Source organism: Nonomuraea sp. NPDC050383 (assembly GCF_044459125.1).
Lineage (GTDB): Bacteria > Actinomycetota > Actinomycetes > Streptosporangiales > Streptosporangiaceae > Nonomuraea.
Genome location: NZ_JBITIP010000015.1, coordinates 1 through 18088, shown reverse-complemented (window position 1 = coordinate 18088; position 18088 = coordinate 1). Strand labels below are relative to the sequence as shown.

Genomic DNA, 18088 nt, shown 5'->3' with positions numbered 1-18088 from the left:
GAATAGTCAGAAATGACTGGAGTTATCGGAGTGGCTACCGGACGCATAACGAAGGTGTAAAGATGTGCCCCGTGCTAAGTCACCTCGACGGCAGGTTCGAGAGTGCGGATGCCGAGGCGGAGCATCGCATCGCGGTGCTCTACCAGGAGTTCGGCGGCCCTCTGCTGCGCCACATACGCAAGTCGACCGGTAACGATCTTCAATGGGCTGAGGACGTCGTACAGGAGACGCTCGTCAGGGCCTGGCGTAACTCGGCAAGACTGCAATGGGAACCGAGTCTCATCTGGGCGTGGCTGCTGACCGTGGCCCGCCGCATCGTGATCGACGGTCGCCGGCGCAAGAGCGTCCGGCCCCATGAGGTCGAACCCCCCGAAGTCGACATGTTGGCGGTCCCCGACGGGTCCGAGCGGGCGTTGTCGGCGATCGTCGTCGCCGACGCGCTGCGAAGCCTGTCGGAGGAGCACCGCGAAGTCATTGAGCAGACCTATCTCCGGGACCGTACGATAAGCGAGGCGGCGGAGATACTGGGGATCCCACCGGGTACGGTGAAGTCAAGGCTGTATTACGGGATCCGCGCTCTGCGCGAGCTTCTGCGGGACAAGGGGGTAGCCGGCTGATGCACGAAGAGGTGGCCGCTTACGTCCTTGGCGTCCTCGACGAAGAGGAGCTGAAGGCGTTCGAGCGTCACCTCGACGCGTGCGCGTCATGCCAGGAGGAGCTCAAGGAGCTGGCCACGCTCCCCGACCAGCTCGACGAGTTGAAGCACCACCCCTCCGCCTCCGAGGACGATCCCCCCATGTCGATGTCACGTTGACGTCTTCGCCCTTTTCGGGTGATATCGGTACGGCAAGGCATGCGTCCGGCCGACCGAAGGCCGGGCGATCTGGGGGAGGTGTTCGGTGGGGCCCGACACGGCTGCGCCCATCCTCCCGTACGGATGGGCCGGCGAAGAAGACGGCCCGCCATCCCGCGGCGCTCCGCCGCGTCGGCACGTCACTCCCTTCTCCAAGGCGGGCGCGCCCGCCTTGTGGGATGCTGGTGGCACCGCCTTTTCCCAGCGTGGCCTGCCGCTTCACCGCGGCGGCCCCCGCATGCGGACCGGCGCCGTGCCGGACACAGAAGGTCCGGGCACGGGCGGTCCGATGGGCCCTTGCCGTTCGCGGGCGATGACGCGCGCGTACTACTTCCCGCCCCCGTGGGAACCAGAGGCCTGGCTATGAACATGTATGGCAAACCCTCACAAAGGAGTGAGAGCGACATGCCGCTCGACGAGGCCAAGCTCGACGAGGCCAAGGACGAGTTGCTCCAGCGAGCCGCGCAGAGGTACGCGGCCGTGAGCGACCACATGAGTCCCGAGGAGGCACTGGCCCTGCTGCGGGTGTACTACCGGCACGTGGCGCCGGAGGACCTGCTCGACCGCGGCCCCGTCGAGGTGTACGGCCCGGCCATGTCCCAGCGACGGCTGGCCGCGGTGCGCCCGCAGGGCCGCGCGACGGTCCGGGTCTACACCCCCACGGTGGCCGAGCACGGCTGGGACCCCGGCCGCTCGGTGGTGGAGGTGGTCACCGACGACATGCCGTTCCTGGTCGACTCCGTCACGATGGAGCTCGACCGGCACGACATCGGCATCCACCTGCTCGTCCACCCCCAGATGAGGGTGCGCCGCGACATGACGGGCCGCATGCTCGGCCGCGGCCAGGAGGACGTCACCGGCCAGCTCATGGTCGAGTCGTGGATGCACCTGGAGATCGACCGGCAGGCCGACCCCGAGGCGCTCAAGCGGCTGGAGGGCGACCTCCAGCGGGTGCTGGCCGACGTCCGGCACGCGGTCGAGGACTTCTCGAAGATGCGCGCCCTGGCCGTGCAGACCGCCGAGGACCTGTCGATGAACCCGCCGCCGCTGGAGCCGGCCGAGGTCGAGGACAGCCTCGACCTGCTGCGCTGGCTCGCCGACGGGCACTTCACGTTCCTCGGCTACCGCGAGTACCGCCTGGAGAGCACCGACGAGGGCGACGCGCTGCGCGCGCTGCCCGGCACGGCGTTCGGCATCCTGCGCGACGACAAGATCGGCTCCACCAGCTTCTCCGTGCTGCCGCCCGAGGTGCGCGCGAAGGCCCGCGAGAAGCAGCTCCTCATCATCACCAAGGCCAACTCCCGCGCCACCGTCCACCGGGCCGCCTACCTCGACTACATCGGGGTGAAGCTGTTCTCGCCCGAGGGCGAGGTCATCGGCGAGCGCCGCTTCCTCGGCCTGTTCACCCACGTGGCCTACAACGAGTCGATCTCCCGGATCCCCGTGCTGCGGCGCAAGCTGGGCGCGGTCCTGGAGCGCGCCGGGCTCGCCGCCGACAGCCACGACGGCAAGGACCTCATCGAGATCCTGGAGACGTTCCCGCGCGACGAGCTGTTCCAGACCTCGATCGACCAGCTCCTGCCGATCGCGCTGGGCGTGCTGCGGCTGCGCGAGCGCAAGCAGGTCAAGCTGTTCCTGCGCCGCGACGACTACGGCCGCTACATCTCCTGCCTCATCTACCTGCCGCGCGACCGCTACACCACGCAGGTACGGCTGAAGATGCAGGAGGTGCTGCTGAAGGCGCTCGGCGGCAGGTCGCTCGACTACAGCGCGATGATCGGCGAGTCCGCCCTGGCCCGGCTGCACGTCGTCGTGCGCGGCGAGCGGGGCAAGCAGCTGCCGCAGCCCGAGGTGGACGTCGAGGAGCTGGAGGCGCGGCTGGCCGCGATCACCCGCTCCTGGCCCGACGACCTGGCCGTGGCGCTGACCGAGACGTCCTCCGAGGAGGAGGCGCCCCGCCTGGTCAGGCGCTACCAGCAGGCGTTCCCCGAGGGGTATAAAGCGGACTTCTCGCCCGAGACGGCCGTCGCCGACGTGCGCCGGCTGGAGCGGCTGGCCGCCGGCGACGACGACGCCATCGACATCGACCTGTATGTGCCGGACGACGCCGAGGAGGGCGAGCGGCGGCTGAAGATCTACAAGGTCGGCCGCCCGATCTCGCTGTCCAAGGCGCTGCCGCTCATCCAGCGGCTCGGCGTCGAGGTCGTGGACGAGCGCCCGTACGAGATCGACACGTACCGGACGGCCGTCCCCGACTCCGCCACCGGCGTCACCCTGGAGGAGAACTCCGGGGGGCCCGGCGAGGACGTACGCAACTGCTGGATCTACGACTTCGGCCTGCGCTTCACCGCCTCGGAGGAGGCCGCCGGCGACGACGTCAAGCGCCTGTTCGAGGACGGCCTCGTCGCGCTGTGGAGCGGCCGGATCCAGGCCGACAACTTCAACGCGCTGATCCTGCGCGCCGGCCTGACCTGGGAGCAGGTCGAGATCCTGCGGGTCTACGCCAAGTACCTGCGCCAGGCGGGCAGCGCCTACTCCGAGCGGTACATGGAGCGGGTGCTGACCGGCAACGTCCGGCTGTCGCGCCTGCTGGTGCGGCTGTTCGAGGCCCGGCTCGACCCGCGGCGCTCCGAGGACGCGCGGGCCGACCTGGCCGGCGCCCTGGAGGAGGAGATCCTGGGCGCGCTCGACGAGGTCGCCTCGCTCGACGAGGACCGGATCCTGCGGGCGTACCTGGAGATGATGCGGGCGACGCTGCGCACCAACTACTTCCAGACGGTCGACGGGCGTCGCAAGCCGTACATCTCGCTGAAGTTCGACTCGCAGGCGATCAGCGCGCTGCCGCTGCCGCGGCCCAAGTACGAGATCTTCGTGTACTCGCCCCGCGTCGAGGGCGTCCACCTGCGTTTCGGCAAGGTGGCCCGGGGCGGCCTGCGCTGGTCGGACCGGATGGAGGACTTCCGGACGGAGGTCCTCGGCCTGGTCAAGGCGCAGATGGTGAAGAACACCGTCATCGTGCCGACCGGCTCCAAGGGCGGGTTCGTCGTCAAGCGGCCCCCGGCGTCCGGCTCCCGCGAGGAAGTGCTGGCCGAGGGCGTGGCCTGCTACCGGATGTTCATCTCCGGCCTGCTCGACGTCACCGACAACCTCGTCGACGGCAAGGTCGTGCCGCCGGCCGACGTCGTCCGGCACGACGGCGACGACCCCTACCTGGTCGTGGCCGCCGACAAGGGCACCGCGACGTTCTCCGACATCGCCAACGGCGTGGCCAAGGAGTACGGCTTCTGGCTGGGCGACGCCTTCGCCTCCGGCGGCTCCATCGGCTACGACCACAAGGTCATGGGCATCACCGCCCGCGGCGCCTGGGAGTCGGTCAAGTACCACTTCCGCACCATGGGGGTGGATGTCCAGAGCACCGACTTCACCGTGGCGGGCGTCGGCGACATGTCCGGGGACGTGTTCGGCAACGGCATGCTGCTGTCACGGCACATCCGCCTGGTCGCCGCGTTCGACCACCGCCACATCTTCATCGACCCCACGCCCGACGCCGCCGCCTCCTTCGCCGAGCGGCAGCGCCTGTTCGAGCTGCCCCGCAGCTCGTGGGCCGACTACGCGCCCGAGCTGATCTCCCCCGGCGGCGGCGTCTTCCCACGCACCGCCAAGTCGATCTCCATCACCCCGCAGATGCGCGAGGCGCTCGCCCTGCCCGCCGGCGTCAACTCCCTGGCGCCCAACGACCTGATCAGCGCCATCCTCAAGGCCCCGGTCGACCTGCTGTGGAACGGCGGCATCGGCACCTACGTCAAGGCGAGCGCCGAGTCCAACGCCGACGTCGGCGACAAGGCCAACGACCCGCTCCGCGTCGACGCCGCCGACCTGCGCTGCAAGGTCATCGGCGAGGGCGGCAACCTCGGCTTCACCCAGCTCGCCCGCATCGAGTTCGCGCTCAACGGCGGCCTGGTCAACACCGACTTCATCGACAACTCCGCGGGCGTCGACACCTCCGACCACGAGGTGAACATCAAGATCCTGCTCGACCAGGTCGTCCGCGACGGCCGGCTCACCGACACGCAGCGCAACGAGGTCTTCACCTCGATGACCGACGAGGTCGCGCACCTCGTCCTGCGCGACAACCACGCGCAGAACGTGGTGCTCGCCGCCGCCCGCGCCCAGGCCGTGGAGATGCTCCACATCCACGCCCGCTACCTGCGGCGGCTCGAACGCGAAGGGCTGGTCAACCGGGAGCTGGAGTTCCTGCCGTCGGACAAGACGCTGGCCGAGCGCCGCCAGGCCAGGCTCGGGCTCACCGCGCCCGAGTTCTCGGTCCTGCTCGCCTACACCAAGCTGGTGGTGGACGCCGAGCTGCTCGCCTCCGACCTGCCCGACGACCCGTACCTCGCGTCCTGGCTCGTGTCGTACTTCCCGTCGGCGCTGCGCGAGCGGTTCCGGGAGTACATGGACGCCCACCCGCTGCGCCGCGAGATCATCACGACCTGCGTGGTGAACGAGCTGGTCAACTCCATGGGCACCACGTTCATGTTCCGCTTCGCGGAGGAGACCGGCGCCTCGACGCCCGACATCGTGCGCGCCTACCTGGTCGCCCGCGAGGTCTTCGACCTGCCCAGCTTCTACCGCCAGGTGGAGGAGCTGGACAACGTCGTCGACACGAGCACGCAGATCGCCATGCTGCTGGAGGCCCGCAAGCTGGCCGAGCGCGGCACCCGCTGGCTGCTCACCAACCGCCGCCCGCCGCTCGACCTCGCGGGCTCGGCCGGCTTCTTCCTCAAGGGCGTCAACGGCCTGCTCGCGCACATCCCCAAGCTGCTCACCGGCCCCGACCTGGCGGCCTTCGAGGAGCGCCGCGACTCCTTCGTGGCCCGGGACGTGCCCGTGGACCTGGCCGAGCGGGTCGCGGCGATGGTGCCCGCCTACTCCACGTTCGACCTGGTGGAGGTCTCGGCGGTGACGGAGCGGCCGGCCAACGAGGTGGCCGAGGTCTACTTCGACCTGGCCGACCGGCTCCAGCTCGCCCGGCTCCGGGAGCGCGTCATCGCCCTGCCGCGTGACAACCGGTGGAACGCGATGGCCCGCTCGGCGCTGCGCGACGACCTCTACGCCGCGCACGCCTCGCTCACCCGAGACGTCCTGGCCCACAGCACGTCCGGCCTGTCGCCGGAGGAGCGGCTGGCCCTGTGGACGGAGGCCAACTCGGCCGCCGTCAGCCGCGCCAGGCAGACGCTGTCGGAGATCTGGGAGAGCGACAACTTCGACCTGGCCACGCTCTCGGTCGCGCTGCGTGCCGTCCGCACGCTGGTCGCCACCAGCAACCTCCCGCACGCCGAGTCCTGACTCACCGGTACGGCCCGTCCCGCCGCGGGCGGGCCGTACCGCCTCGACCGCCCCGGCTCACTCGCCCGAGGCGCGGGTGAGTGAGCCCTCATGGGCGATGACCCGGGCCGCGGCCGGAGCCGAAGCCGGGGGGACGACCGTGGCGTACTGGTGGGTCTCGGTCAGCTTCAGCGTGCGCCGGACCGTCTTGGTGTCGACCGCCCACTCGGCGTCGTCGGGCACCGGGATGCCGGGGCCCTTCTCGTCCGTCCGCGTCGTCGTGGTCGTGTTGCGCGACAGGGAGTACTGGATCAACGCGCCGCCGTCGCGGGTGCGCAGCGCGTAGACCGGGTAGTCGTTGCCGCTGAAGATCGAGTCGTAGCTCAAGCCGGACCCCTTGGCCTGCTCGCGCTCATGGCTGATCTCCTCGGCGAGGTCAGTGGTGTAGGGGCCGGGCGCGATCAGGCCGGCCGTCACGCCGGTGGCGCCCGCCTCGGCCACGGTCGCGTGCAGGGGGCCCATGTACTGCGGGCTGATGGTGACGCTCTTGTCGCCCAGGGCCAGTGCCGTCGCGTAGCCCTCGGCGTCGAGCTGGACCGGCGGCGGGTCCTGCCCGTCGAGCAGCCGCGTGACCGCGCTGATCTGCCACTCGGCGCCCTTGGCGAAGGTCACCAGGGTCGGATGGCCGTCGCGGGTCACCAGCGCCGTGAACCACGGCGCCGGCGCTCCGGGGCCGGTCGGGAAGCGCGGAACGTACAGGACGGGCGAGCCCCATTCGTAGCGCCGCGGACGGAAGCCGGTGGACTGGTAGGCGGCGGTGGTGAGCTGGGCCTCGGCGTCGCGGGTGAGGTCGAGCGCGTCGCGCAGCGTGCCGTCGCGCAGCTTGGGCGCGGCGGCCCGCAGCACGTCGTCGGTGGCCGTCAGCGTGGAGAACACCTCGCCGGCCTGCGCGGGCGTGACGGCCGGCAGCGGCAGCGCCGGCGCGGCGGACGCCGAGGAGGTGACCGCCGCGCCCGTGAGGGCCGGCACGGGCGCGGCCGGACCGCTCGAACAGGCGACCGCACCGGCCAGCAGCCCGCCGGCGAGCGCCAGCGCCTTCAGCCGACCGTATGCACGCACCTCGCCATGTTATTCGGGCGCGCGAGGGTCGCGTACCCTTGGGAGACGTGGCAGTCATCGATCCGGCAGAAGAGATCAACGAGCTCGCGGGCACGCTCCGGAGCATCCAGGACGTCCTCGACCTCGACGGGATGCGCAAGCAGATCGAGGAGCTGGAGCAGCAGGTGGCCGCCCCCGACCTGTGGGACGACCCCGAGCAGGCCCAGAAGGTCACCAGCAAGCTGTCCCACCTGCAGAGCGAGCTCAACCGGGTGGACGGACTGGCGCGCCGGATGGACGACCTGAACGTCCTCTACGAGCTGGCCGCCGAGGAGGCCGACGACGACACGCGGGCCGAGGCCGACAAGGAGCTGGCCACGCTGCGCTCCGACATCGGCGCGCTGGAGGTCCGCACCCTGCTGTCGGGCGAGTACGACGCGCGCGAGGCGCTCGTCACGATCAACTCCCAGGCCGGTGGCGTCGACGCCGCCGACTGGGCCGAGATGCTGCTGCGCATGTACCTGCGCTGGGCCGAGCGCAAGGGCTATCCGACCGAGGTCTACGAGACCTCCTACGCGGAGGAGGCCGGCATCAAGTCGGCCACGTTCACGGTCAAGGCCCCCTACGCCTACGGCACGCTGCGCGGCGAGCACGGCACCCACCGCCTGGTGCGCATCAGCCCGTTCGACAACCAGGGCCGCCGGCAGACCTCGTTCGCCGGCGTGGACATCGTGCCGGTCGTCGAGCAGACCGACCACATCGACATCAACGAGGACGAGATCCGCGTCGACGTCTACCGCTCGTCCGGCCCCGGCGGCCAGGGCGTCAACACGACCGACTCGGCGGTCCGCATCACCCACCTGCCGACCAACATCGTCGTCTCCTGCCAGAACGAGCGCTCCCAGCTCCAGAACCGCGCGACGGCCATGGTCGTGCTCCAGGCCAAGCTGCTGGAGCGCAAGCGCCAGGAGGAGGCGGAGAAGATGTCGGAGCTGCGCGGCGCCACCACCACGTCATGGGGCACGCAGATCCGCAACTACGTGCTGCACCCGTACCAGATCGTGAAGGACCTGCGCACGGGCACGGAGGCGGGCAACCCGACGGCGGTCCTGGACGGCGACCTCGACGGGTTCATCGAGTCGGAGATCCGGTGGATGCGCCGGCAGGAGTCGGAGACCGCCTAGAGACGGCTCAGGTGCTCGAGCACCAGGGTCAGGAACAGCAGCGCGAGCAGCAGCCCGACGATGAGAGCGGGTGACAGCCCGGCGAAGCCGTGGTTGTGCAGCCGCTCGCGATTGGCGCGGCACAAGGCGCAGCGCCCCTCGATGACGGGGTGGGCGCACTGCGCGCAGACGAGGTGTTGGCAACTCATGTCAGCCCCAAGTGTAGCCGCACAATCGTTTTGTTTCCGTTATGGACGTTCCATGCCAGTCTTCCCCCTAGACTGTCCTCTGGCCAATCGGAACGTCGATCATTGGTAAAACCTGGCGTCCCCGATAGCCGCGCGGCGGGAAGTGGGCATGTGCCACCCTCGCTTCCGTCCTGACCCCTAGACTGGCATGCCGTGATGCTCTCGTGATCCATTTCGATAATGTCACCAAGGTCTACGCGAACCAGAACCGGCCCGCGCTCGACCACGTCTCGGTTGACGTGGACAAGGGCGAGTTCGTGTTCCTCGTCGGTCCCTCGGGATCAGGCAAGTCCACGTTCCTGCGCTTGGTACTCAAGGAGGAGCGACCCAACTCCGGCGCCATCCACGTCGCCGGCAAGGATCTGGGCCGCCTCTCCAACTTCAAGGTGCCGCACCTGCGCCGCCGCATCGGCTGCGTGTTCCAGGACTTCCGCCTGCTCCCGAACAAGAACGTCTACGAGAACGTGGCGTTCGCGCTCGAGGTCATCGGCAAGCCGCGGCGGTTCATCCGCAAGGTGGTGCCCGAGGTCATCGAGCTGGTCGGCCTGGAGGGCAAGGCGCACCGGATGCCCGACGAGCTGTCCGGCGGCGAGCAGCAGCGCGTCGCCATGGCCCGCGCGTTCGTCAACCGGCCGATGATCCTGCTGGCCGACGAGCCGACGGGCAACATCGACCCGGCGACGAGCATCGGCATCATGAAGGTGCTCGACCGGATCAACCGGACCGGCACTACTGTCGTCATGGCCACGCACGACGCGGCCATCGTCGACTCCATGCGCAAGCGTGTCGTGGAGCTGGAGGACGGCAAGATCGTCCGCGACCAGTCGCGTGGCGTTTACGGCCAGGCGTACTGACAGGGAGCAGCAGGCAAACCATGCGGGCGAATTTCATCTTCTCCGAGGTCTGGATCGGCCTCCGTCGCAACCTGACCATGACGATCGCGGTGGTGATCACCGTGGCGGTCGGCATGGCGATGCTGGGCGTCGGCTTGATGATCAACGCCCAGGTCGGCATGATGAAGGACTTCTGGTACGACAAGGTCGAGATCTCGGTCTTCCTCTGTGACAGGACCTCGCCCGCCGAGTCGTGCGGCGGCAAGGCCATCACTCCGCAGCAGACCGCGGCGCTCAAGGACAAGCTCCTCAAGACCACCGGCGTCGCCGATGTCATCTACGAGGACCAGACGCAGGCCTACGAGAACTTCAAGCAGACCTACGCCTCCAACAAGGCGCTGCTCGCGGCCACGACGGTCAAGGACATGCCGACCTCGTTCCGGGTGAAGCTGAAGGACCCCGACATCTACCAACCTGTCATCCAGGCGATGCAGGGACAGCAGGGCGTCTCTCAGGTGATCAACCAGAAAGAGCTGATCGGCAAGTTCTTCGGCATGCTGGACACGCTCAGATCCGGGGCCCTCACGGTGGCCATCATCCTGGTGCTCGCCGCCGCCCTGCTGATCGGCAACACGGTGCGGCTGTCGGCCTTCAACCGCCGCCGCGAGACCGGGATCATGCGCCTGGTCGGCGCCTCCAACCTGTACATCCAGCTCCCGTTCGTGATGGAAGGCATGATCGCCGGCCTGATCGGCGGCGTGCTGGCCGCGGTCATGCTCATCGTGGCGAAGGTCTTCATGTTCGAGGAGCTGAGCCGGTTCGTCGCCATCGGCGCCGAGCTGGGCTGGGACCAGGTGGCGCAGGCCATCACGCTGACCATGGTGATCGGCGTGGTGATCTGTGTGCTGGCCTCGTTCGTGACGCTCCGCCGCTATCTCAGGGTCTGAGCCGTGTTCATGGTCGCACTCCCGACGGACCTCCGCTGGCATCGCAGGCTCGCTCTCTGCGGTCCTGCTCGTCGCTCCGGACGCCGGTAAGGTCGAGACATGCCACGTGAGACGGGGCGGAAGGTCATCGCCCAGAACAAGCGTGCTCGGCACGACTACCATGTCGAGGACACCTTCGAGGCGGGTCTGGTGCTGCAGGGCACCGAGGTCAAGTCCCTGCGCGAAGGACGCGCCTCGCTCGTCGACGGTTACGCCAGCATCGACGACGGAGAGGCGTGGCTGCTCAACGTCCACATCCCCGAGTACACCCAGGGGACGTGGACCAACCACGCCGCGCGCCGCAAGCGCAAGCTGCTGCTCCACCGCAAGGAGATCGCCAAGCTGGCCGCCAAGACCAAGGAGGGCGGCCTGACGATCGTGCCGCTCTCCCTGTACTTCAAGGACGGCCGGGCCAAGGTCGAGATCGGCGTGGCCCGGGGCAAGAAGGACTGGGACAAGCGGCAGTCGCTGGCCGAGCAGCAGGCCAAGCGGGAGATGGCCAGGGCACTGCGCCACCGCAACCGATGAGCCGTTCCCGTCTTCGCCGTACGCTGTCCGCGACGCTCGCCGTCGCGGCCGCGTCCACCACCCTGACCGGGTGCCTCGACGAGTCGTCGCCGCACGACGCGCTGCGCGACTTCCTCGTCGGCTGGCAGACGGGTGACTACGCGCTCGCCGCCCGCCGTACCGACGGCGACGAGGCGGCGGTGCGCAAGACGCTCTCGGACGTGAAGGTGGAGCTGGACGCCGCGTCCTTCCGCTTCAAGATCAAGCGCGTCAGCCTGAACGGCGACGAGTCGCAGGCCGACTTCCGGGCCGAGGTCGACCTGGGCGAGAACAGCCCGCTCTGGGTCTACGACGGCAGGCTGCCGCTGCACCTGGTCGACGGCGTGTGGAAGGTGCGCTGGTCGCCCTCGGTCATCCACCCGCAGCTCAAGGAGGGGCAGCGGTTCGCGGTGGACCCCCAGGCCATCCAGCGCAAGCCGATCGACGACCGCACCGGTCTGTCGCTGCAGACCTCCCAGGTGGTGTACGTGGCCGGGGTGCGCCCGTCGCAGCTCGGCGCGCGGGCCGAGGAGGTCGTCCAGCAGCTGTCGAAGGAGACGGGGTTCGCCCACGACCGGCTGCTCAACCGCATCCGGTCGTCGCCGCCCAACGAGTTCGTGCCGCTCGCCCACTTCGGCAGCAAGCGCTACCAGCAGCTGAAGGACAGGCTCGGGCAGATCGCGCAGCTCACGGTTCAGCCGCAGGAGCAGCCGTTCGCGCCCAAGGAGCCCAAGGACATCGTGGGCAAGGTCAGCGCGCTCACGCCCCAGACCGAGCAGAAGCTCGGCGGGCCGCAGCGCGCCGGCGACTCCGTCGGCCAGAGCGGTCTGCAGAAGGCGTACCAGGACTACCTGACCGGCTCCACCCAGACCCGCGTGGTCATCCTCGACTCCAAGACCGGCAAGGAGGTCACGCTGCTCAAGGAGTGGCCCGGCCGCAAGAACCAGCCGGTCAAGACCACCATCGACAGCTCCGTCCAGGAGGCCGCCGACCGGGCGCTCTCCGAGGGCGAGGCGGGCGCCCTCGTCGCGGTGGACAAGTCGACGGGGGAGATCCGGGCCGTCGCCACGAGCGGGATGAACCAGGAGAAGGACGCGCTGGCCGGCAAGTACCCGGCAGGCACCGCGTTCTCCATCGTGGCCACCGACGCTCTCGTCAAGGCGGGCGTGAGCACCAGGCTCCGGCTGGCGTGCCCGGCCGAGCGCACGGTCGGGGGCGCCCGGTTCGTCGAGACCGGCCAGGTGAGCGGCGTGTCAGAGGCGGCGCCGACGTTCCAGGAGAACTTCGCCAAGGGCTGCGTCACCGCGCTGGCCTCCCTCGCCCGCCGCGTCGACGCCGGAGCGCTCGCGCGCAGCGCCCAGGCGTTCGGCATCGGGCAGCCGTGGCAGCTCCCGCTCAAGTCGTTCAGCGGCTCGCTGGGGGAGCTCAGCAGCGACGCCGACAAGGCCAGGGCCATCGCGGGGCAGAACGTGCAGGTCAGCCCGCTGTCCATGGCGCTCGTCGCGGGGGCCGTGGCCTCCGGCACGTGGCGGCCGCCGGTGCTCGTCACCGACCCTGTCTCGCCCGACCCGGCCGGCGAGATCACGCCCGTACCCGCGCCGCGGCCGGTGCCGCTCGACCCGAAGGTCCGCACGGCGCTGACCGCGATGATGCGGGCCGGCGCGGCCGGCACGCCCGCGCAGGCGGGCGACGGCACCGTGTACGGCGTGACCGCGCCCGCGGGCGAGGAGGAGAGCCGGCAGCGGTGGTTCGTCGGCTGGCAGGGCGACCTGGCGATCGCCGTCCTGGCCAAGAGCTACGACCCGGCGGCCATCGCGGGCGAGTTCTTCGGCGCCCTGCGCGACCAGACCTGATCGCCCGCCCCCGGTGAGGGCGCTCATGCCGTTCCGTGACCAGGTGCTGGCGCAACGCTGACACGGGGGAGCAACCCGGCGGGCCTCCGGTGGCGTCTTACAGAGTGACTGGGCCGCTCGGGGGGTTGCGGTTCCAGTCATCGCGATGAGACCAGGACTTCATCTCGGGGGAAGTCCTGCCGTCGGACCGGCTCGACCCTGCCGGTCGGCCCCCGGGGGCGTGCGCTTCAGGCCGCGCCCCCGGGGGTTTCGCGCGCCTTCGGGCGGGTGCCACGCGCTGCCGGCGGTGAACACGTGGCGGACTCCGGGAATCAAGTTGGCATCGGAGCCGTTATCAGGGGTATCTTCATGTTGCTCGGTCGCCGCGAGAGCGGGGACCGTGTTGACAACTGCACAGGGGGTGACTGGCTTCGACTTCGACTTTGCAAGTCAGGTGAAGCGGGCCGAGGACTGCGGACATAACCTCGTTAATCCTGTGACCGCAAACAACAAGTGCCAATTCCAAGCGCACTGAGGTCGGCCAGGGTTCCCTGGCTCTCGCTGCCTAAGTAGCGAAACCTCTGTCAGCCCGGGAGCGCCTTCGGCCCGGTGTCTGACATCGTTAGAAGGCTCAACCGATCAACCCGGCCACGGGGGCGATCGGGAAATCTCACAGTGGCTGAGCCCGTCGGCGACTCGCCTGCGTGATCGCCGGGGCTGAGAAAAGCACAGCAGGCTGCGCCCGGAGAAGCCCTGTCTTGGGGTTGAAGGACGCGGGTTCGATTCCCGCCACCTCCACCTGTGTACGACGTCGCTTGCGGCGTCGTGGTGTCAGCAACGGCGGTGTCCTCACGGGCACCGCCGTTTCTGCGTTGTACGTGCAGGAGAGGCGCGAGTGGCTCGTCCGCCGTCACCCGAGGGTCGTCGTCGGCGAGCGCGTTCTCGTGCGGCTCGGGCATGCGCGCCACGAGGTTCGCGGTCGTCCGGGGGGCGTGGCACGCGTTGTCGCCGTCGATGGTGCTGACGGCTGTCATACGCCCGCGTTGTCCGATCGGTGGGCACGGAGTATGGCGAGGGCCATGACGACGACCCACGCGTCCATGGCGAAGGCCGCGACACGTTCCAGGGTGCCCATTCCGATTCCGGGATCGTGCTGACTGAAGAACAGCCACGCGCCGAGCACCGCGGCGGCGGCTATGGAGAGGGTTATGGGGCGCAGTCTGCCGAACAGGGAACCCAGGGGTGAGAATCCGGTGCAGATGAGTCCGAGATTTCCCAGCCCCATGATGAGGAGCGCGCCCAGGACGTGAAGGTTCTCGTCGACGTCCGCGGGAACAAGGCCGACCAGAACCCACCCTCCGGCATTGATGACAAGCAGAACGCGGGCACTCGCCGCTATCCGGCCGCGGCCCCAGCAGGCACCGGCCAGCAGCGTGCCGGCGAGCAGCAGGACACCATGGACGACGAAGCCGGCGTTCATGACGGCGTGCAGCGGTGAGCACACATACCGAGGCCGGGAGGCATCCCAGATCTGGCAGTGGACGTTGCCGAGATCACTGATGTTGTTCGCCGCCCAGCTGTAGGGAGTGCGCCAGCCGTACTCCGCAACCAGTTGGGCGACGAAGAACTGCACGGCGGCGACGATCCAGATGGCCGCCCCGATCCTCGCTGCCACGGACGTGCGAGTCTCGGAGTACGACGCGGGAATTGATTTCACGATTGCCTTTCAGGGCCCCGATCGAGTCACTTTCTTCTTCGTGAACGTTCTCAGCCGGCGGTGTTCCGGCGCTTCGCTGCGACGAGGGAAAGATGAGTCCCTGAACAGCGGGAGCCGGTCCTGGCTCTTTCGAGGGAGGCGCCCCGAGCGGCCTGAAGGTACGGTGCAGGCCGTGGGCACACTGATTCGTACGCTCTTCAGCAGAGCCACGTACCGGGGTTGGATACACGCCTGTATCGGCGCGGTCATGAGCCTCCCGCCGATGGTCGCGGCGCTCGTCGTGGCATCGCCGAAGTGGCCGGCGCCGCTTCGTGTCGTGGGATTCGGCTTCGCCCTGTGCGCGGTGCTCGTGGCCATGGGCGCTCCTCGTGCGGCGCGTCGGGGGTGCGTCAGGCTGGCCGACCAGTTGTTGGGCACCGGCCTTTCCGCCCCGCTGGAATCGCCGACGTCCCGGGTGGACCGACTCCGGACCTCGGCGTACCTGACCGCACACATGGCCGTCGGTGGGGCGGTGACCGTGGTGACCTGCCTGTCGGTCTTCGTGGCCTTCATCTTCCTCTCGGTCTGGCTGAGTGGTGGTGGTCCAGTGGAGGGTTACGGGTGGACCCTCCACGTTGAGCATGGGTGGCAGGGCCTGTGGGCGGCGGTCGTCTGCGCCGGATGTCTGGCGCTCGCCGGTTACGTCGCCGTCGGCGGCGCGGCAGCCATGCGACTGCTGGCCACGATCCTCCTCGGCCGTCGGCCCGCCGAGCGGCTGGCCGCCGTGGAGGCGCAGCGGGATCTCCTGGCCCAGCGCAACAGGCTGGCCCAGGAACTGCACGACTCGATAGGGCACACCCTGACGGCATCGACCATCCAGGCCGCCGTCGCCAGTGAGCTGATGGACAGCGATCCGCAGGCGGCCCGACGCGCCCTCAGCAGCATCGAGGAGACCTCCCGTGCCGCGATGGACGACCTCGACCATGTGCTCGGCGTCCTGCGAGAAGGGGAGTCGCCCACGACCCCGCAGCGGACCCTCGCCGACCTCGGCCCCTTGACGGAGCGGGTCCGGCAGGCCGGAGCCGGGCTACGGATGGAGACCGCCGGAGACCTCGCGAAGGTACCGGCCACCGTGTCCAGGGAGGCCTACCGGATCATCCAGGAGGGGTTGACCAACGCCTTGCGGCACAGCGAGATGGCAGGGATCAGTCTGCGGGTCGTTGCACAGGACGGCTGGCTGGAGGTGGAGCTCATCAACCCGATCGACGCCAAGGTGCCCTTCCGGCCTGGCAGGGAGCGAAGGCACGGGCTGACCGGGATCGCCGAGCGGGTGCGGTTGCTGCGCGGCGAGGTGTCGGCGGGTCGTACGGACGAGCACGGCGCACACTGGCGGCTGGCGGCACGAATCCCACTATCGTCGGTGCCGTGAACGCGAGCGCCGGCCCAACCCCGGCTCCCGACCCGCCGGTCACTGTCCTCATCGTCGACGACGACGAGCTCACACGTACCGGACTGCGGGCCCTGCTGTCGGCCAAACCTGACATGGACATCGTCGGCGAGGCCGCTGACGGCGCCGATGTGCTTCCCATGGTCGAGCGACTACGCCCGGACGTTGTCCTGATGGACGTGCGGATGCCGGACGTGGACGGCATCGAGGCGACCCGGCGGCTGCGGTTCGCGCTGCCCGACCCGCCGAAGGTCATCGTGATCACCACATTCGAGAACGACGAACACGTCTATGACGCGCTGCGGGTCGGCGCCAGTGGGTTCATCAGAAAGCGGGCGCCTTCCCAGCAGATCGCGCATGCCATCCGGCTGGTGGCCACCGGTGACTCCGTGCTGTTCCCGGACGCCGTCCGCCGACTGGCCGTCAGCAGGCCCGTACGGCGGAGTACCGCCGACGGCGGGGCGGCCGCGCTCACCGGCCGTGAGATCGAGATCCTGCGGCTCATGGCGAAGGGACATTCCAACCAAGAAACCGCCATACAGCTGCAGGTGAGCCTGGAGACCGTCAAAACGCACGTGGGCAACGTGCTGACCAAGCTGGGCGCGAGCAACCGTACCCAGGCGGTTGTCCTGGCCTACGAAGAGGGTCTGGTGGGCCCCGGGGCAGACGACCGGCAGCACTGACGCACGGCACGTTGATCCGCCCTCGACGCCTACCGGCTGAGCTGCGGCTCGGTCTGGATGGCGGCACCGGCCGGGCTCATCCGCCTCCGGCGAGCCCGGCTAGCCCGCCGGCCTTCGTCTGCTGGGAAGGCGGCTCCAGAAGCCAGGCGAGCGTGGCCGGGGTGGCGTCGAAGTGGCCGGCGTGGCCCGCGTCCGGCTGCACCGTGAGCGTCGCGGTGGGGATGCGGGAGGCGAGCCAGCGCGCATGGGCGACCGGCACGACCGGGTCCAGCTCCCCGTGCCACAGCCGCACCGGCACGGTGATGGCGGCCGGGTCGAAGCCCCACGGGCGGCCGAACAGCGCCAACACGTCGTCCACCCATCCGTCGAGGCCGGGACGGACCGCCTCGGCGTACGCGGCGGCGAGCATGGAGCCGATCTCGGGGCGGCCGAGGACGGCGGCCTCGGTGGCCGGGAGCTGCGGAGGCCCCGATGAGCCGGAGCTCTCCGCGGCGAGGTACTCCACCATGGCGGCCCGGTCCCGCAGGGCGACCCCCGCGCTGCGGACGTTGCCGTCCATCATGCCGGCCGTCCAGTCGAGCCCCCCGGCGTCGCGCGGCGCGAGCCCGGCCATCGAGGCGACACGCAGGGCGCGGCCGGGATGGCGGGCGGCGAACGCCAGGGCGTGCGGCCCGCCCCCGGAGACGCCGTACACGGCGAAGCGGTCGAGCCCGAGGGCGTCGGCGACGGCGGCGACGTCGTCGGCCCCGTCCACCACGCGCCGGCCGGGCAGGGGGGTGGAGCCGCCGAAGCCGGGGCGGTCGAAGGTGATCAGGCGGATGCCGAGGCCGGTGAACAGGGAGTCGTCGGGGTGGCGGGCCAGCCGGCTCATCGGGCTGCCGTGCAGATAGATGACCGGCGTCCCGTCGGGCACGCCCCACTCCTCGACGGCCAGCGTCCGGCCGTCCACGGTGATCACTTCGCGCATTCCGGCAATCTAGCCGGTGCCGGACTTATGGCTCACATGTTTTCGTTCTGGGCGGATCTTCCGCCGCGGAGGGCGTGCCGGCGCGGAGGTCCCGCCGAAATCATCGATGAAAGCCCAGGTCGAAGACTTATCTGGAGCGAGGGTGATTAGAGATCGGTGGTGGGGAAGTGGAAGAGCCGAGTCCGGGTCAGTCCCGGTTGTCCATGGAGGGCAATGTGATCATTCTCGGTCTGATTCTCGTGGTGCTGGGGTGGCTGCTCGGCATCTCGATTCTCTACACGATCGGCGGCATCCTGCTGCTCATCGGCGTCGTCTTCCTCGTCCTCGGATCGGTCGGGCGTCCCGTCGGTGGGCGGCGGTACTGGTGGTGAGGTCGGTCGCCGGCGTGGCGGGCGGGCGCCCGCCACG

At 69.6% G+C, this 18088-nt stretch carries 15 protein-coding genes and 1 other RNA gene; 12 read left to right on the top strand and 4 right to left on the bottom strand.

The genetic code is table 11. The features are described from left to right. Positions 1 to 71: 71 nt before the first annotated feature. The 3 genes from ACIBG4_RS31030 to ACIBG4_RS31020 all read left to right on the top strand — a co-directional run bounded on the left by ACIBG4_RS31030 (position 72) and on the right by ACIBG4_RS31020 (position 6202). Complete coding sequence (locus tag ACIBG4_RS31030; RefSeq protein ID WP_357634941.1) at positions 72 to 617, top strand: sigma-70 family RNA polymerase sigma factor; 546 nt, start codon at positions 72 to 74, stop codon at positions 615 to 617. Further along, positions 617 to 814 (top strand): anti-sigma factor family protein, encoded by a 198-nt coding sequence (locus ACIBG4_RS31025; RefSeq protein ID WP_397204821.1) that lies wholly within the window; start codon positions 617 to 619, stop codon positions 812 to 814. The genes ACIBG4_RS31030 and ACIBG4_RS31025 overlap by 1 nt, the downstream gene beginning before the upstream one ends. Before the next feature lie 444 nt (positions 815 to 1258). Then, entirely contained in the window at positions 1259 to 6202 is a 4944-nt protein-coding gene (locus ACIBG4_RS31020) for an NAD-glutamate dehydrogenase (protein ID WP_397204820.1), read from the top strand. A 57-nt stretch (positions 6203 to 6259) separates the two neighbouring features. Here ACIBG4_RS31020 and ACIBG4_RS31015 read toward each other — a convergent pair whose 3' ends face one another. After that, positions 6260 to 7300, bottom strand: coding sequence for a hypothetical protein (locus ACIBG4_RS31015; RefSeq protein WP_397204819.1), 1041 nt, complete (start codon positions 7298 to 7300; stop codon positions 6260 to 6262). A gap of 47 nt (positions 7301 to 7347) precedes the next feature. On the opposite strand from ACIBG4_RS31015, the gene prfB reads away from it, so the two are divergent. Continuing rightward, positions 7348 to 8463 (top strand): peptide chain release factor 2, encoded by a 1116-nt coding sequence (gene prfB / locus ACIBG4_RS31010; RefSeq protein WP_397204818.1) that lies wholly within the window; start codon positions 7348 to 7350, stop codon positions 8461 to 8463. Here prfB and ACIBG4_RS31005 read toward each other — a convergent pair. Then, complete coding sequence (locus ACIBG4_RS31005; RefSeq protein WP_355442730.1) at positions 8460 to 8651, bottom strand: hypothetical protein; 192 nt, start codon at positions 8649 to 8651, stop codon at positions 8460 to 8462. The genes prfB and ACIBG4_RS31005 overlap by 4 nt on opposite strands. Positions 8652 to 8854: 203 nt before the next feature. Between ACIBG4_RS31005 and ftsE the strand changes: the two genes are divergently transcribed. The 5 genes from ftsE to ssrA all read left to right on the top strand — a co-directional run bounded on the left by ftsE (position 8855) and on the right by ssrA (position 13688). After that, entirely contained in the window at positions 8855 to 9544 is a 690-nt protein-coding gene (ftsE, locus tag ACIBG4_RS31000; protein WP_185088544.1) for a cell division ATP-binding protein FtsE, read from the top strand. 20 nt (positions 9545 to 9564) lie between these two features. Then, positions 9565 to 10470, top strand: coding sequence for a permease-like cell division protein FtsX (ftsX, locus tag ACIBG4_RS30995; RefSeq protein WP_355442733.1), 906 nt, complete (start codon positions 9565 to 9567; stop codon positions 10468 to 10470). A gap of 99 nt (positions 10471 to 10569) precedes the next feature. Next, positions 10570 to 11037: an SsrA-binding protein SmpB gene (gene smpB, locus ACIBG4_RS30990; RefSeq protein WP_310715704.1), complete on the top strand. Its 468-nt coding sequence runs from the start codon at positions 10570 to 10572 to the stop codon at positions 11035 to 11037. After that, the gene (locus ACIBG4_RS30985) at positions 11034 to 12908 is read left to right on the top strand and encodes a penicillin-binding transpeptidase domain-containing protein (RefSeq protein WP_397204817.1); all 1875 of its coding nucleotides are present in this window, start codon (positions 11034 to 11036) and stop codon (positions 12906 to 12908) included. Before smpB ends, ACIBG4_RS30985 begins: the two co-directional genes overlap by 4 nt. A gap of 396 nt (positions 12909 to 13304) precedes the next feature. Next, positions 13305 to 13688, top strand: a transfer-messenger RNA (tmRNA) gene (gene ssrA, locus ACIBG4_RS30980). A gap of 229 nt (positions 13689 to 13917) precedes the next feature. Here ssrA and ACIBG4_RS30975 read toward each other — a convergent pair. Further along, entirely contained in the window at positions 13918 to 14562 is a 645-nt protein-coding gene (locus ACIBG4_RS30975) for a DUF998 domain-containing protein (protein ID WP_397204816.1), read from the bottom strand. Positions 14563 to 14851: 289 nt separating this feature from the next. On the opposite strand from ACIBG4_RS30975, the gene ACIBG4_RS30970 reads away from it, so the two are divergent. Together ACIBG4_RS30970 and ACIBG4_RS30965 are read left to right on the top strand one after the other, a co-directional pair. After that, the gene (locus ACIBG4_RS30970) at positions 14852 to 16012 is read left to right on the top strand and encodes a sensor histidine kinase (protein ID WP_397204815.1); all 1161 of its coding nucleotides are present in this window, start codon (positions 14852 to 14854) and stop codon (positions 16010 to 16012) included. After that, complete coding sequence (locus tag ACIBG4_RS30965) at positions 16009 to 16713, top strand: response regulator (protein ID WP_397204814.1); 705 nt, start codon at positions 16009 to 16011, stop codon at positions 16711 to 16713. The genes ACIBG4_RS30970 and ACIBG4_RS30965 overlap by 4 nt, the downstream gene beginning before the upstream one ends. Positions 16714 to 16789: 76 nt before the next feature. Here ACIBG4_RS30965 and ACIBG4_RS30960 read toward each other — a convergent pair whose 3' ends face one another. Beyond that, positions 16790 to 17680, bottom strand: a complete 891-nt coding sequence (locus ACIBG4_RS30960) for an alpha/beta fold hydrolase (RefSeq protein ID WP_397204813.1) — start codon at positions 17678 to 17680, stop codon at positions 16790 to 16792. A gap of 215 nt (positions 17681 to 17895) precedes the next feature. Between ACIBG4_RS30960 and ACIBG4_RS30955 the strand changes: the two genes are divergently transcribed. After that, positions 17896 to 18051 carry a hypothetical protein gene (locus ACIBG4_RS30955; RefSeq protein ID WP_175587533.1) on the top strand — a complete coding sequence of 52 codons (156 nt, stop codon included), beginning with the start codon at positions 17896 to 17898 and terminating at the stop codon, positions 18049 to 18051. The last annotated feature ends 37 nt before the right edge of the window (positions 18052 to 18088 follow it).